This window comes from Cognatiyoonia sp. IB215182 (genome assembly GCF_033963905.1).
Classification (GTDB): Bacteria; Pseudomonadota; Alphaproteobacteria; order Rhodobacterales; family Rhodobacteraceae; genus Yoonia.
Window position 1 is genome coordinate 151152 of record NZ_JAXBMB010000001.1, and the last position, 15836, is coordinate 166987.

At 54.8% G+C, this 15836-nt stretch carries 12 protein-coding genes and 1 pseudogene; 5 read left to right on the forward strand and 8 right to left on the reverse strand.

Features of this window, described 5'->3' with window-relative positions:
* Positions 1-320 precede the first annotated feature (320 nt).
* Positions 321-1169, reverse strand: a complete 849-nt coding sequence (locus SLH47_RS00755) for an AraC family transcriptional regulator (protein WP_320237375.1) — start codon at positions 1167-1169, stop codon at positions 321-323.
* Positions 1166-2038 carry an AraC family transcriptional regulator gene (locus SLH47_RS00760; RefSeq protein ID WP_320237376.1) on the reverse strand — a complete coding sequence of 291 codons (873 nt, stop codon included), beginning with the start codon at positions 2036-2038 and terminating at the stop codon, positions 1166-1168. Before SLH47_RS00760 ends, SLH47_RS00755 begins: the two co-directional genes overlap by 4 nt.
* Positions 2039-2509: 471 nt before the next feature.
* Between SLH47_RS00760 and SLH47_RS00765 the strand changes: the two genes are divergently transcribed.
* Both SLH47_RS00765 and SLH47_RS00770 read left to right on the forward strand, forming a co-directional pair.
* Positions 2510-2911, forward strand: a complete 402-nt coding sequence (locus SLH47_RS00765) for a hypothetical protein (protein WP_320237377.1) — start codon at positions 2510-2512, stop codon at positions 2909-2911.
* A 379-nt stretch (positions 2912-3290) separates the two neighbouring features.
* Positions 3291-3572: pseudogene (locus tag SLH47_RS00770) on the forward strand (integrase core domain-containing protein); the annotation flags it as partial.
* Between the two features lie 58 nt (positions 3573-3630).
* Here SLH47_RS00770 and SLH47_RS00775 read toward each other — a convergent pair.
* The 5 genes from SLH47_RS00775 to SLH47_RS00795 all read right to left on the reverse strand — a co-directional run bounded on the left by SLH47_RS00775 (position 3631) and on the right by SLH47_RS00795 (position 9262).
* Complete coding sequence (locus tag SLH47_RS00775; RefSeq protein WP_320237378.1) at positions 3631-4275, reverse strand: ABC transporter ATP-binding protein; 645 nt, start codon at positions 4273-4275, stop codon at positions 3631-3633.
* On the reverse strand, positions 4276-5058 hold the full coding sequence (locus SLH47_RS00780; RefSeq protein WP_320237379.1) for an ABC transporter permease: 783 nt from the start codon (positions 5056-5058) through the stop codon (positions 4276-4278). It lies immediately after the preceding gene.
* Positions 5055-6107 carry a hypothetical protein gene (locus tag SLH47_RS00785; RefSeq protein ID WP_320237380.1) on the reverse strand — a complete coding sequence of 351 codons (1053 nt, stop codon included), beginning with the start codon at positions 6105-6107 and terminating at the stop codon, positions 5055-5057. The genes SLH47_RS00780 and SLH47_RS00785 overlap by 4 nt, the downstream gene beginning before the upstream one ends.
* Positions 6108-6256: 149 nt before the next feature.
* Positions 6257-8395 carry a capsular polysaccharide biosynthesis protein gene (locus SLH47_RS00790; RefSeq protein ID WP_320237381.1) on the reverse strand — a complete coding sequence of 713 codons (2139 nt, stop codon included), beginning with the start codon at positions 8393-8395 and terminating at the stop codon, positions 6257-6259.
* 60 nt (positions 8396-8455) lie between these two features.
* Positions 8456-9262: an SLBB domain-containing protein gene (locus SLH47_RS00795; RefSeq protein ID WP_320237382.1), complete on the reverse strand. Its 807-nt coding sequence runs from the start codon at positions 9260-9262 to the stop codon at positions 8456-8458.
* A gap of 30 nt (positions 9263-9292) precedes the next feature.
* Here SLH47_RS00795 and SLH47_RS00800 point away from each other — a divergent pair, with 30 nt between their 5' ends.
* A complete protein-coding gene (locus SLH47_RS00800) occupies positions 9293-9499 on the forward strand; it encodes a hypothetical protein (protein ID WP_320237383.1) in 207 nt (68 codons plus the stop codon).
* A gap of 86 nt (positions 9500-9585) precedes the next feature.
* On the opposite strand, the gene SLH47_RS00805 is transcribed toward SLH47_RS00800, so the two are convergent.
* A complete protein-coding gene (locus SLH47_RS00805; RefSeq protein WP_320237384.1) occupies positions 9586-10716 on the reverse strand; it encodes a hypothetical protein in 1131 nt (376 codons plus the stop codon).
* A gap of 1211 nt (positions 10717-11927) precedes the next feature.
* On the opposite strand from SLH47_RS00805, the gene SLH47_RS00810 reads away from it, so the two are divergent.
* On the forward strand, positions 11928-14825 hold the full coding sequence (locus tag SLH47_RS00810; RefSeq protein ID WP_320237385.1) for a hypothetical protein: 2898 nt from the start codon (positions 11928-11930) through the stop codon (positions 14823-14825).
* Positions 14826-14852: 27 nt separating this feature from the next.
* On the forward strand, positions 14853-15806 hold the full coding sequence (locus tag SLH47_RS00815) for a class I SAM-dependent methyltransferase (protein ID WP_320237386.1): 954 nt from the start codon (positions 14853-14855) through the stop codon (positions 15804-15806).
* Positions 15807-15836 lie beyond the last annotated feature (30 nt).

Consider the following 15836-nt stretch of genomic DNA (forward strand, 5'->3'; position numbering starts at 1 on the left):
CCTCAGACCAGGCATTCTGTCGTCTCAATACGGAATAGTGTCGAATGAATCCTGTCACCGTCGATCCCAACCAGCTGGCCGCTTTCGGCAGGCTCATGGTCGAACGGTATTTAGACCGGACGGTCGCCCACATCGGAATTGGACAGCCCGTGGTGGACAAGCAACTCGCCGTACTGCGACTGCTCTTGCGCGACGACTCTTTCACGCGGACGCGCTTGGGTGTACGACCGCCAGAACTTGCCGACCCCGTGCGGGCTTCACTCGCTACTCTGGAGGCTGCGCTTGGCAGACAGTGCGCGCTCCGTCCCGAGAGAGGCTCATCATCGCATGTTCTTCGGGCTGCTACCGTAATGCGCCCTAAAGAGTTGGGTCATGTGGCTGTGGCTCGAAAAGCCGCATCCGTAGGCGATCTGGCTCAGTGATAGGCGACGATCAGCGAGAAGGGCGCGCGCGCGCTCGAGACGGCGCTCGCGAACGTAAGCAAAGACCGGTTGTCCTATGGTGGCCTTGAACGCGCTTTGGAACCAAGACGGTGACATGGCGGCGACGGCAGCCAGTTCCGCTACCGACAGATCGCCGCCCAGATGCGCTTCCACGTAGTCCAATGCTCGTGCGATGCGGGGGTTGGTGCCAGCCGTGGCTGGACCGTTTGTTTCCCTGCCAGTCCGCGCCACGCCCAACCCGCCAGCGAGGATCGCCAAGCTCATGCCCTCGACAAAAAGCCGGTCAAGCAAGCCGAAGCGTAGATGAGACAAAAGTAGACAGCTCAGATGCGCGGTTTGAGGGGCTGATTGAAACGGACGGTAATCACCGAGACCGCCGGTCCCCATCGGATCGTCCACTGTCAGGTGCGCAAGGCGCTCCGACCCGACTTCGATGCCCAGGCACCAGTCCCGATTCTTCGTAGCTATCCGGCCGTCGGATCCTTTCGGGACCCATGCGACGCTGTTCGCAGGGGTCTCGCCCCTCATCAAATGGTCGGAGTTTATCGCCAAAGTGGTCTGCGCCGATGCGATGTTAATGTCCAGCACATGCGAGGAGAATACGAAGCTGCCCGTCAGTTCACCTGGAGGGGTAGCGCTGACGCGCAAGCCGGCGTTGGCGAAATTGTGCGTCGATCCGGTTATGTCTTTCAGAAACCTTGCATCCGGCGTCGACGTTCGTCTCATCGCATTTCCCTTGGGCTCATCCCGTGATGGGCGCGAAAAAGGTTGGTCATATGGCTGTGGCTGGAAAAGCCGCATTCGTATGCGATCTGGCTCAGTGATAGGCTACGATCGGCGAGAAGAATGCGGACCCGGTCCAAACGCCGTTCGCGGACATAGGCAAAGACCGGCTGGCCAGTTACGGATTTGAAGGCGCTCTGGAACCATGAGGGGCTCATCCCGACCGCTGACGCAATGACTGCGACAGACAAGTCGTCGCCTAAATGCGCTTCGATGTAATCAATGGCACGGGCGATGCGGGGGTCGGTTCCACCATTCGGCGGCCGTTCCTCTGAGCGCCCAGTGGCGAGTGAGATGCTCCTCGCTGCGAGAGCGAGTGCGAGGCCCTCGACAAAAATCCGATCCATCTGCTCGAAGCGTAGGTGCCGAATGAGGAGAGCGCCGAGGTTGATTGCGGTCGGATCGCGGTGACCGCTGACCGGAACCGACAGACGGGCATCGCCATCCCAGGCTTCGGCGGCAAGGGCGTCGAGCTTGTCCGGATCGAATTCGATCAGCAATTCCCATTCATGATTGACACAAACAGCACGGTGTTCGTGTCCCCCGGCGCAGATGTCCATTGCGCCGCCGTGTTGCACGACGCAGCGATCGAGTGCGTTCTCTCCATCCACACGGTAAATGCTCAACAAGGACGGTCGCGAAACGGGTGCCACGTTCAGGAAAGGCTTGACCTCTGTCATCAACACGTCAACGCGGCCCGGTGGAAGCGCGACGATGTCGAGACCGCTTAAACCACACTGGTGGGAACGGGGCGAAAAGTGGGGAACAAATGTCTTGTCACCGTCCACTAGGAGTGAGACGTCGTCGCTCATAGAGTGCGCCTCTGGCTGGTCCCACTGCGGGCCAGCAAGCTGGGCCGACACGTTGGATTATGACAGCACAGGTCTGCCACCGACACCTGGCCTCCCGCGATCCACTGGCGATCATAGAAAAACACCATGTTGGCGCTAGTTAAGATGTGATCACCAATAATGCACTTCATAAGAACTTTTTCCCTTTGGGGCTTGAGATAGCCCAGCGTGGGGTGCGGGAAAGTTTGGAGTTGCGCATAGACCTTTTCGCCGCTCTTCGCTTGCGCGCTTGACTGTAGCTTGAATGGAACGCGCGGTTGTTTGGTCGAGCCTCTTCGTAGGCCCGCTCAAAGATAGATGCGCACCCCGTCTACCTCCAAAACAACGCCGATATCGCCACGCTTCCGTTCGTAAACTTGCACGCCGTTCGGTACACCGGAGGTTGCAGGCAAAGCCGTAAACCGAATACGCCACTCAGGCAGGGGCAAGCTGATGGCATGGGGAATGTCGAAGGTACGGGCAGCACAGCTTTGCGGGGTTGTCTTTGCAATCCTTACCTCGGTTTTGCTCTTAGCGCCTCACATCGTTTTGGCGATTTTCGACCTCGAAAGCGCCCACAGCGCCGAGATCATCGCAAAACGCGCGGGCATATTGTTTGCTGGGCTCGCCTATCTGGCCCTTTCGACGGCGGCGCATCCGCGAAACGCCACAAAAGAAAGGATCGACCAGGCCATTGTCCTCTTGCTTGTGGGTTTGGCGATCCTTGGGGCTGTCGAATGGATGAACGGCAGAGTTGGTGTTGGCGTTTGGATGGCCATCGCCACTGAGTTATTGCTTGCGGGCCTGCTCGTAACGGCCAGAGCCGTGCCGCAGACCGAAGAGCAGAGCCGATGAAACGCATCAAAGTAAGTTCGTCAACTCTGCCGTTGGCCAGCGCGCTTTCGCCGCGGGTTGGACCACAGGATTTTTGGACTGCTTTACGATGCGCGCAAACACCACGCCGCGCGTCACCGCCGAGATCATCACCGACTTTCCGCCATGGGAGCAGGGGCTGCTGCAAAGTCGTGAGAGCACCCTGGCATATCCCTTTCCTTCGATCTTGCCCCAAACACACTGTTTTGTTTCGCAACTTTGAACCTGTTGGTTATCCCCCATGCCATTAGTTTAACCTTTACAACGCGGCGTAGAGCAAACCACCGATCGGGAAGAAAAAGAGCCACGACAAGTGACGCCCGCGTCCGGCAATGGGGGCTATCAGGCCAATCGCGACAAAAATGCCCAACCTCAGCAGAACGCGATCGCCGACAGGTTCAATGGTAGCCTCCGCGAAGAATGCCTGAACGAAGAGATGTTCGACAGTCTCGAGGACGCGCGGCGCAAAGTGGCCTTATGACGATGCGACTACAACAACGTTAGGCCGCACTCTTCGCTCGAAAACCAAACACCCGCAGAAGCGCGCCGGACGCTTGAGCAATTTGAGAGCCCCGCGCCCGGCGCGCTTGCTCAAACCAACACCGACGAATATGAAAACCAGACCCGCAAACTCTCGTTATGAATGAGGGAGCCTCGGGAGGCAGGTCACGTCACCGGAAAAGTCTTGTCGGAGCATCGTGTCATGCCCCGTATGCATGCAACAAATCTGAGACATCATCAAAAAAGCGGATGCGGTTACCTTCCAGCAACATGCCGCAGTCACAGTACTGCCTAATCGTAGTGGGAGAGTGAGAAATCATGATGATCTGACTGCGCGCCAGCTTGTCCTGAAACACTGCTTGGCTCTTCTTTTTGAAATCCTCATCTCCAACCGCAGTGATTTCATCAATGAGGTAAATATTGAAATCGATTGCCATGCTCAGCCCGAAGGCCAGGCGCGCCTTCATTCCGCTTGAATAAGTTTTGATGGGCAAGCGCAGGGAGCGACCGAGTTCTGCGAAGTCTTTGACATAGGCAATCACCGCCTCGGTATCTTGCCCATAAATGCGCGAAACAAACCGAATGTTTTCGATGCCGGTCATGCTGCCGTTGAACCCGCCGGCAAATCCTAGCGGCCAGGACACACGCGACGTGCGATAAACGTGGCCGTAGTCAGGGGGTTCGATCCCCGCCATCAGTCGCATCATCGTTGACTTGCCGACGCCGTTCCGGCCCATGATCGCGACATTCCGGTCACCCGGAAATGAAAACGAAAAATCGGTTAGTATCGTCTTTTTGACGCCGCCTAGACGATAGAACTTGCTGACATTCTCAAAGACAAGCATCTAGAACCGTGCCCGGCGAAACAGTCTTTCGCCTGATAGGCCAAGCAGCAGGAGCGCGGTGCCGATGCTGACCGGATACCAGATGTTCAGGATCATGGAGTCGTAGTTCGGATAATACCCGTACCGGAACCATTCAACGAGATGCAGCACCGGATTCCATTGCAGTATTTCGCGCGCCTGTACGGGCAACTGGCTCGGGACGTAAAATATGCCTGATATGAAGAAAAGCGGTCTGGTAAGGATCTTTTCGATCTGGGCCCATGTATCCCATAAAGAAAAGATGACGGCGTTCACGCTTCCAAGACCTGCGCCAAGCAGAAATGCGGCCAAAAAGGCCATCAATACCTGATCAGGCTGCGTTGGCAGAGAAGCCAAGCCAAGTACAATCAAACCCGTGTAGAAAACCGCCATGATCAGCGCATAGGTCAGTCCGATCAGCATCGCTCTTGCAATCAACGTGTCGACGTCCTTGATGATCGGATAGGTGAGCAACGCGCGGTTGGCGTCAAATACGGTTGTGAGCTTGCCGGAGAGTTCATTGAAGAACTGTAGCACCAGGATGCCCGTCGCAAAAAAGAGAGCGAGGCTCGACCCAAATGGAGGCTGCCGGCCAATGATGCTAAACAAAAAAACGAGTAGCCCCACGCTCGCCGTTGGGGTAATGACCGCCCAGATGTAGCCGAAGGCCGACGTTCCAAACGTTGCCCGCGTTTCGCGCAAGATCAGGCTTGCGATCACGCGTAATTGCAGGGAAAGCAGTTCTGATGTGGCGATCAGCTTCATGTCAGGTGGTCACGTACCGAATAGGTGATCAGCGCGCCAATGCCCCATGCAGCTACGAGCGCGAAGCCAATCACGAAGAGGTTTCGAAAACTGCGCGGGTATTGCGCAGTTTCTGCCATTTGGGGATGGAGGTGGATCGCAAGGTAGCGTTGCTGTCGATCTGCATCCAAACGTGCCTGTTCGAGCGATGCCAAGGCTGAAGCATATGCCTGTTGCGCGAGGCTGCGTTCGACTTCCAACTCTTCATAACGTGCAAGCTGCTGGGTCACGGCGCTTGCACCGGCATTGTCGATGGCATCACGCCCGATAGCTTGTCGTCTTTCGACGATTTGCGCAGCAAGGGCATCTGCGTTGCGCCGCAACCCGACCAGGCTGGGCGCAGTATCGTCTAGTGACTGGCTCAGCACTGCGATACGGGCGTTGACGTCGATCAGCCGCGCCTCAAGATCTGCGATGAGTTCGATCTCGAGCGCAGCGCTCGCGGAGGGGTCGACAGATTGCTCGGACGCTCTGAAGTCTCTGATCCGGGACAGCGCTTGTCGCAGCCGCGCCTCTCGCAAATCGACCTCTTCGCGCGCGAAGCGAAGTGCGTCTTCGCGCGCATTCGCCGAAAGCTCGTTCACAAAGGTCTGCGTCAGGTTGAGCGCCGTTGTCGCGATGCCTTGCGCGTGTTCGGGGTCAAAGGATTGCACCTCGAACTCGATGATCCCGGATGTTGGGTCGAACTGCCTGTGAATGCGCCGATCCCAATACGCCAAGAAGTCCTCTATCGTCGTATCGGGTTGCAGGCGAGAGACAATGTCGATGTCTGGCGATGAGAAATGGCCGCGAAGGTCCAGTTCCTGGTCGAGCTGTTCCAAAAGCTCTCGGCCTTCAAGATAGCTCAGCACTATGTAGGAATCGGATGTGGTCGAACCGGTACTTGCAAGCCCGGTCAGCGCGCCAATGCCATCAATACCCGCGTTGGTGTCGATACCACGAATGGAAAAGCCAGCACGCGCCGCATAGCGATCTGTTGCAACAGCCAGATAGTAGGTGGATGCAGCCAAAAGGGGGAGCAGGACGCAGAGAAAGAAAGACAGCCCCAACCTGCTGCGTCTGCCTTGTTTCGGTCGGTGCGTCTTTTGTGTCCGCGCATCATTGCTTAATGTGAGGACTTGGCCAGTCGAAATGTTTTTTTTGTTGTCTGGGGCGCTCGTCATCGCGTGCTTCCGCTGACTTTATGCCAGGCCAGTATTCCGGTGCGAAGAAGTTTGCGCGGCCATGTGCGCGTCATCGGGCCGCGTTCTGACAAGGCGGCCAATTGGTTGACGGCCTGCTCTGGCTCAACAAAGCAGTTTCCCTCGTAGTTGAAGTACCGCGGATACGAGATTAATGTGCCGTGCACCAACTCATCAACCTCCAGCTGACGCGTGCGACGGTGACAGCGCAACCGGTCCTCGGTCAGGCCCCATCCAGCATAAAACGGAAGACCATGGCACACGACTTTTGCGCCTCTGATCAAAGCTTCAAAACCCAGAAGAGATGTCATCGTGTGCACCTCGTCGATCCGCGGAAGGACCTGGCCGAGCGAAACGGGGAACCGTAGAATCTCGTCAGCGAGTTCGCGAAATGCGTCATCGTCCTTGCTGCCCGCGCGAAGGCCCGCCAGTACGTCAGGGTGAGGCTTGTAGATGATGTAAGCCGAGGGGTTATCGCCTCTCACGCGTCTGAGAAGCGCGATATTGGTCTTTAGGTCGGGCGAGCCCAACCTGATTGACGCGTCCGTTTCAACTTGGCCCACGACCAGCAAAACGCGCTTGTCGGTGTCTGGTGGCGTCCAAGTCTCCTTGCCCAAATTGTATTTTGTGACATCCAACGCAATTATTTTTTCGCGAAGGTTACGTGCCCGGGTCGTCGCCTCGGGACGCAAATCGCTGTTTTGGAGTATCTCTTCCAGCCTCGAAGGACCGGTAGCGTCATAATAGATGCCCAGATCATCGATCACCAGCGAGAGCGGTCGGACGAGATCCGCACCTAGGCCCGATGATCGCAGAAAGCCGTCTTCGGCGCGTAATAGCGTTGTACCATCGGGTATTTCCGGTGCTTCAGTACTGCCCCAGACAAGAATACCCGCTTCTTCATCCACACGCCGTGTCGTCGGCAAGTGTCTTGCAAAGACGATTTCCTGACCCTGCATGAATGACTTGATGAAGGGCCTTTTCCAATTTGAGAAACCAACCGCTGCGATCCTGCGCGGAAACATCAGCCGGTTGTGTCTTTGCAATCCGATGTGAGCGAATGCTTCTTCCGCCGTGGTCCCACGCATCGTTATGGGGTCAAGATACTGCGCGTATTCTACGAGTGTCGCATGAACAAGCTGTTCCAGCGCGATCGGCTTGCGGCGACCAGGTGCGGGCAAATGATCATGTGTCAGTCCCCATCCCGCATAGAACGGCATACCAAAGCAGTGGACCGGCTTGCCCCAAAGCAATGCCTCAAAGCCCAATTGCGAGGTGACTGTGTAGACGGCATCGGCATGTTCCAGAAGTCTTACTGGATGAATAGGCTCCGCCACTATGCGAATGCGAGGGTTTTCCTGGAGGGTCGCGATGTCAAAATGTCCCATTTTGCGGCGGGTCATGACATCGGGGTGTACCTTTAGAATGACCTGATGATCGGGATACTCCGAAAGCGCCGCCGAAATCATCCGCTGAAAACTGCTTTTGTCAGCCATACCGTAAGTGATGGACGCATCGCCAAAGGTCTGGTCAACAACCAGCACAAAGGGCTGATCAAGGGCGCCGCAGAAATCCGGATGCGCGTTGTATTTCGACAATCTCTGCCGACGCCACTCTTGCATAATGTGACATGCACGCAGTCGTTCGACTTCGCTGATGGGGCGTGAGATCTGCCGCTCAAGGGTCGACGGCATGCGCGCGTCGTAATGTACGCCAATCTCGTCAAAAAGATACGAAACACTCCTATCCGTTCGCTCAACCGACCTCAAAAAGCCGTCTTCGATCAGAAACATGGGCAGATCGGACATCTGCGCCAATCGCGCCGCACGCCTGCCTGACCATTTGCGCCCCCAACCAAGGAGCCTTTCGGGCTTGCTTCTGTAAAGCCGGCTCCAGAAAACGGGACGTGCGCCCAACAGGGCTTCTACACCGCGATCCCGCGCCAACGCCATGGAGAACGCGGCCTGCCGCGGACGCGGACCAGCGGAAACGGTTCGCGCCAATTCCAGCAGCCAGATCGGGCCAAGGCGAAGGCGCCGCAGCCAAAGCCCGAGAACACCGACTGATACGGCGCGGCGCTTGATGATCGGCGTATCACTCATAAGTTCCTCGTCCATCGCAAGACATTATCCGCGCAGTTACCGAAGGGCCGCTTGCTCGGCTGATGACAGGCCACTTTAGTTGCTAAGACTTGAGACACCAGAAACCGTTCCCATCAGTGGGGACACAATAAGTGAAACAAATCGTTGGAAATCGGCAGCATCCGCCGAGGCGACATATATGATGTCGTTGCGCGCCAACTGAAATTGACTGGCGAGCAAAAGCGCATCGGGGCGTGAGAAGTCTAGCCGGTACGCAATGGCCGTGCCTTGATGTTCGGCACCCCGTTTTGTGGCGGGGCGAAATACGAATGCGGATTTGGCTTGTGCGACGCGATCATTGAGTCCGCCAACCTCCGCTAACAGATAGGCCAGATCGGCCTCTGCCTTCGGTATCTCGATATTGCTTGGCCGAATTACACCCCCATAGACAGCAAAACGTCGCGGTAGATACGCGACGCTGACAAAATCACCTGGCCGCACGAAAACGTTGTTTGCAGGGACATCAAGAATATCCGCAAGTGGCAGGGTGGCCTTGTCCGCGCCACGTTGGATGGTCACACTGACCTCCCACGGCGCCCGTGACGTACCGCCAGCACGCGCCATGAGGTCAAGAAGCCTGATACCGCTTGACGGCACACTGACGCGTCCTGGTTGCCCAACATCGCCGAGGACGATTGCGGCATCCGTTTGTGTCTCCATAATCGTGACAACAATCTCGGGCTCAACGGCTTTGCCGCGATATCGGTCAAGCAGCACTTCGCGGAGGTCTGCAGTCGTCAGCCCCCGAGCGGCAATCTCGTTGGCATAGGGAACAAATATGATGCCGGAATTTGAAACAGTGACCTCAATCACCGTTTCGCGCTGGTCGGGTGTTGCGAACAAACCATCTTCTGCAACTTCCCAGATGCGAACTTGCAAGCGATCGCCGACTTCAATGCTCCGGTCCACCCTGTACAGAGCCTGATTGCGGAATCGTGCCGGGAAGTTCTGCGCGACGTGAGTTTTTTGTGGCAGGGTTGCAGCGGTAATGTCTACGATCTGGAAAGGCACGATGTCTGCGGCATCCGCCTCACCACCAATGACACCGCTTTCGATGACTTCAGCATCGGGTCCAAATGATGGAATGGTCGCGCATCCGACCAAAAATACGAGTGTCGTTTTGACGAAGAATTGGCGTATCCATCTGGTCCAACTTACCGCCGTGTTCATCCATATGCCTCACTACGAGGACATGCTTTCAACTCCATAAGCTGTGTCAGTTTGTCGACAATACCTTCAACTGCAGTCTGTCGACCGTTGAAAAAGTAGAAGTCTCCAGGCAACAGGCACTCACTTTTGAGGTCTGCCAAGAAGCTCTCGATGTTGCTTTGCGGCTTGCACTTTCGTGCCTCCAGGAAACTTGCCACATCAGCGTCCGAGTTTCCCAGGGTGGCGACGTGTTCATTCCGGTAAACGGCATCACCAAGCACAAGAACCGGCTTTCCATGGTGCAATGCAGAATATGCCGACGTCGAGTTAATAACGATCATCCCGCTTGATTGACGCGCCAAGTCGCTCATGCGGCCGGTTTGCAAAACAACCACGCGCCGATGATCCAGACCAAGCTCACGCGCTTTGGCCCTCACCAACGTCTTAATGGCACGTCTATCCAACCCCAGGGGATGCAGCTTGAAGACAATTTTCTGATCGCATTTCGCATCGGCGAGCGCTCGTAGCGCACTGTTGATGAGTCGGGGCGTGTTCCAGCCACGCGCAGCGAGCTGCAATTGACTGTCACTTGAGACTTGCAAGGGGACGAGGATGTAGCCCGGATTACGCGACAACATGCGACGTTTTGCAGATTCGAAAACCTGCGCTGCACTGCGGACCACCACATGCGTGATCCACTTTCGGCTCAGCGTGAGCAGATGTTCCCGTTTGCGGTGAAACAGAAATTCATCAGACGTATCTGAGAAAATATCGCGTGCAAGGTAGTAGAGAGCGGCCCAAAACCGCATTTTGATGAACGCGGAGCCGCTCACCGGCAGTCTATCCTCGATTGGCTGCATGAACCTGCTCAGATAATTGCCAGGCGTCCAATGCATGAACGGAGAATGCTGGTTATTGCCCCCGACCTCGCACGTAATGTAGCCCGACCGAAGATAACCTTCTTCAAGGCTGATCAGAGTAATACCGAAGTCCTTTGCAATTCGCCGTGCCGCGACATGCGCTGGACGATTGGAACCGAAAAGAACAATCGCATCTGGTCGATTGTCCAACATCTCCTTGTAAAGCCAAACTTCCCAGGTTGCCAAAGTGCCCGTAAACCTGCTGCACTCCATATCGCCTGATGTCATAAGGCGGTCGCCAGCGTTGAAAAGCACTCTGTGGGTGCTAAAACCTCGTTCATTCAGTGCCTTGTGAAGTTCTGAAAAAAACGGACCAACGGGACCCTGCAGCAATAGAATGCGCTGTCCGCTGCCACTTCGCGTAGATGGCTCGAACGGATGTACCGGCGAACTTCGTTCAAATGAGTGCGTGGCTGTACTTAACTGATTCATGCTGCCGAATAGATCGGCTGAATGGTAAATAAATACTGAATGTTATCCAGCATATGCTGAGCAGTCGGCCAATTCCCCTCGTGTTGCTCTTCCATAGAAGAACAAATATCGCATGGCGTATGAAACACCTTAACAGCGTTAATGAAAAATAAAGAAATCAGATAGAGTAGTAAGCTCTTAATGGCAGTTAATGGTTTGTTTCGAGAATCTGCGTCTCGAGAAAGGGTGGATGCCTTTGACAAGAAGTTACACTCACGACAGTACTCGGACAGGGCTTTGCTGCATACCCGATTGTATTGATGCGTGTCTTAGTCAGCATTCGTTAACGCGCTCGTTAGTGGTGCTTCTTGGGTAAAGAAATTGATTTCAAATCACGAGATATCAGATGCCAACTTATCCCAAAAGAATTGAAAGCCACTTCTATTGAAAGAGCGCCATCCGCAAAAGAAATACATGTATGGAGTGCATAGATGCGCGTTTTAGTTTGGGTACCTCCTTGGCCGGTTCATGGCGATCCAAAGTTCTTTAGAAATGCATTTCAAAAGCACCTTTGTCAGCAGGCAAATGCGCTAGTCGGGTTTGCGGAAGAGATTTCAATCGCGATACCTCCGCATTTTTGTCAGGACGCTGCAGTTCTAGACGTCTCATTGAAGGTGCTTGAGATTCCTCACCATGTTTCCAGGAACCGCACGACCTCAAATAAGCCGCTTTATGAGGCGCTTTACACCCAATCAGAAGATAATCTGACGAATAAGCTGACAGACATGCTCCGACCGCACTTGCCGAAGAAGGTGGATGTCATCCTGCATTGGGAGAGCCCGGTTCCGTTCCTGCGCGAAATCTATCCTGACGCATTGATTGTTAATCAGATGCCGGGCGCATTCAGCCGCCCGCCTTATCCACATATCGTCATATTCGATCCGGTCGGTCTTTATTGTGATGGGCTACTTCACAAAAGCGGCGTTGATATCCAGACGGGCAACCACATCTCCGCAGAGGCGCTGCAGATGGGCCGTGATTTCGCAGGCAAAGCGCGTGCAGCAATGGAATGCTTCCATCATGTTGGCGAGATGATCGCCGACGAGATTGCAGATTTCGAAAGGCTCTCACTTTTGCCTCTGCAAGCCAGCAAGCATTACGCGTTTGCTGCGGATGCCGGCTTTGACAATCAGTTGGACATGCTCTGGTCGGTTCTTGATCGCACACCGAAAAGCACGGGACTGGTGGTGACGCAGTATCGGAACGGGTTGGTGTCTGACACGCCACTCGACACGTCTGTTGCTGAATCCTTACGATCCTCTTTTCCGCAGCTCATCTACAGCGCTGAACTCGAAAAGCTGGACAGTGTCTCGCAATACCTGCTGCCCCATGTTGACACCATTGTCAGCGCATCGTCATCGCTCGCTATGCAAGGTATGGCGTGGCACAACGCGATAGAAGTGATCGGGAACACCTTCCTAGAAACCTACGCAACAAACGCGCCAAGCCTACAGCATATCTCTTGGTCGGATCGCTGTGATCATACGATTTCCACGCTTGTCAATTATCATCAGCCTTTGGCAAGTGCAGTAACGCAAGATGGTAAGTTCCTCTTTGACCTGTTGACTGACATGTCCGCACGCCAGAAGGCGGGAAAGGAAGGTCTGGATGCGCTTTCCGACCTGACCCAGATTGACCCGAATTATGCGGATCGCTTGCTCAGCGGGTTTCGAACCGAACGGTCGGCGCGTGCGTTATCGGTGTCGCCGTCCCCAAATCGAGAGGCGAAAACACTACTGCAATTGCAGGAGCTAATCGAAGATCCGGCAACGCAGGCAGTGTCCTTTGATGTCTTTGATACGCTGATATGTCGCCCGGTCGAAAGACCTGCGGACCTTTACCGGTTTCTTGATGCACGCGCCTTGGCGTTAACGGACGGCGTCGCCGTCGACTTTGGCAAGAACCGCGCCTTGTGCGAGGTGCAGACCCGCGAAAGGCTTGCGGGCATAAAGCAAGAGATCACGCTTAAGGATATCTACGAGACGCTTGCGCTTTACTATGGCCTTCCAAGTGAAGCCCTGGCCGACCTGCAGCAGGCCGAAATGGCTTTGGAGGTTTCCCACTCGCGTGTGCGGGTATTTGGTCGAAAACTGTTCGATCTCGCCAGATCAAGCAAAAAGCCGATATATTTGATTTCGGACATGTATCTGCCGCATGACACCATCCTCCAGATGCTGGAGAAGGCTGGTTATGACAAGCAGTTCGAGAAGCTGTTTTTGTCATGTGATCATGATTGCACCAAAAAATCGGGAGCACTTTTTAGGGTCGTTTTGGATCACCTAAAACTTGCGCCGGCGGCGCTCGTCCATGTCGGCGACAACAAGATGACCGACATCAAGATGGCAGCCTCCAATGGTATTCGCCCATTCCGTTGGTCGTCTGCTATCGAATGGCAGCGCAGCAATGCTGCGATGAAGACACTCTATTCGCCAAGGGTAGGTTCTGGTGAGAAGTCGCGCAGTGCTATCGCTGGGACGACGGCCCGCGGTCTCTATGATGGGCCATTGGTGGGTTCACAACTCAGCACCCTTTCAGGAGGCGACCCCTACCGGCTGGGGTATGCGGTTCTTGGCCCGCTGACAACGGGATACATGCTGTGGCTGGGTAGAGAGGCAGCGCGCGACAATATCAGTGATCTTTTCTTCATGGCACGTGAGGGCTGGCTACTGAAGGAAGTATTCGACAAGCTGCACCCGTCGCCTGCGCTAAAACTGAAAACTCATTATTTACTTGGGTCGCGTCGCGCTATTCGCGTCGCTGCCTGTCGTACACGGGCTGATGTTCTGGCGCTACTTGCGATGCCTTACGATATCGGTGTCCCATTGGACGTCTTGTTGGAAGGGCGGTTCGGACTCGTATTAGGCCACAATGCCTCTCAAAGACTTGCCGCGCTTGGCATAGATGATCGGGCGATGCCAATTGATCGATCATTCGCACATCGGCAAAAGCTTCATGCCGTCGTGCAGGACTATATGAACGAGATACTCGATCATGCTGCGAACGAACGGGCGTCTTATCTGGATTTCCTCGATCAGAAGGGGTTTGCTGCCGCTGAGGGACCCGCAATCGTCGATGTCGGCTGGAAAGCCAATATACAAGGTGCGCTCGGCGACCTCATTGATCGGCGCACCATTGGTTACTACTACGCAACGGTCCAGGAAAGTGAAGTGTGGCTGCAACGCGGCGATCGTCATCGCGCATTTGCAGGAACCGCTCTGTCGGCACCCATTTCGCATTCAATAGCGGTTCAAAACCGTCACCTGTTGGAATTTATGCTTTGCCATTCGTCACGCAGTCTGGTGGCCATGGATCGCGACGGCGAAGATTTTGAGCCAAAGTATCGCAAGGAGCGTCACTATGTCACCAGAAAGAGTTTAATCGATCCAATGCATCGTGGCGCAATTGCTTTTGCCCAGCAATTTCACGACGGTTTTGGTGACCTCATGGACCAAATCCATATTGACGCAGATCTGGCGGAAGGCGCATTGGCCATGCTGGTTCAGAATCCACATAAAGATGACGCCAAACTCTTCGTTGGTCAGAGCTTTGAGGACGCCGTCGGTGGTTTGCCTGAAAAGTTCATTGTTGCTCCAGACGCCAAAGCAGCACCTTCGCAATCTGTTTGGCGGCAGGGCGCGGTAGCTGCTTTTGAGAAAGGTGCCAACCCAACCAATCGGAAGAAAAACCAGCTTGATGCAGAGAGTAAGCCGAAGCAGCGGCTTGAGGCTTTTCTGGTCAAGCAGATGGTTGGTGATCGAAAACAAGCAAAATACGAGCGTGATCGCGCTGCATTCTTTGGAGATTCACAAAACCAAGTTGTGAAACTCTATTGGAAAGCTCTCCAGCGCAGCCAGACGCAACACTAGGCGAGCGAAAGTAAGATGATTGGATATATGAAGAAACCTGCGGCGAAAGGCGATGCCGTTGGTCAAAAAATCACCGAAATCAGCAACAGCGCCGCACAAAAAAGTGCCGTTATTGAGAAAGCAGCGCGCGACGTTGTAAATGGGCGCGTCACAAAGAACTTTTTTAGCGACGTCTATACCGTCAGCTACAACAAGGACGACCTGACGAAGAGACCGTTTTTGAACCTCGGCCCCGGATCATTTCGACATGATCTGTGGCGCACCGCTGATAAAAACTATGGCGATGACGACACCGCCTGGACCAAGATGCGTCGCGGCATCGAACAGGCACCAGTTGATTACTACTGGGATGTCTATGAACGCAAGCCACTCCAGGAGCAGGACAGATTTTTCAAGGTTATCTATTGCAGCCATGTGATCGAACACCTCTTTGCAGAGGATGCGGCGTTTCTATTTTGCGAAGCCCGTCGTCTTTTGGAGCCCGGAGGCCGCATTCGCATTGTTTGCCCGGATGCAGGCTTGATGATACGTGCCTATGAGGCGGAAGACTGGTCCTTTTTTCTGCACTATCTGCTCGTCAAAACGCAGAGAATTAAACGCCCATTCTCACGTTACACCGAAGAGCAGGCCCGCGAAGTCTGCGCTGAGTTTTTAGTCGACTGGGTGAGCTTGCTCACCAATCCGCGTAACCCAAAGCGCTTATCCCGTGCTGAGTGCGTTCGGTTCTTGGCGTCTTTCCCCAGCCTCAAAGATGCGTTTGATGCCGCAAGTCGGGAATCCTCCCGCGAATTGAACATGGACGTTGGCGGCCACGTGAACTGGTTCGATGCCGCCAAGCTGACAGATATGCTTGAAAGGGCAGGCTTTGCCGATGTTTGCGTGTCCGGTTACCTGCAAAGCAGCGTACCCATCCTGCGCGACCCACGCTACTTCGACAGAACAGACCCGGAAATGTCGCTATACGTCGAAGCTAAGGCGTGAGCGAGGCGCAACATTTCGTAGCTACGACCG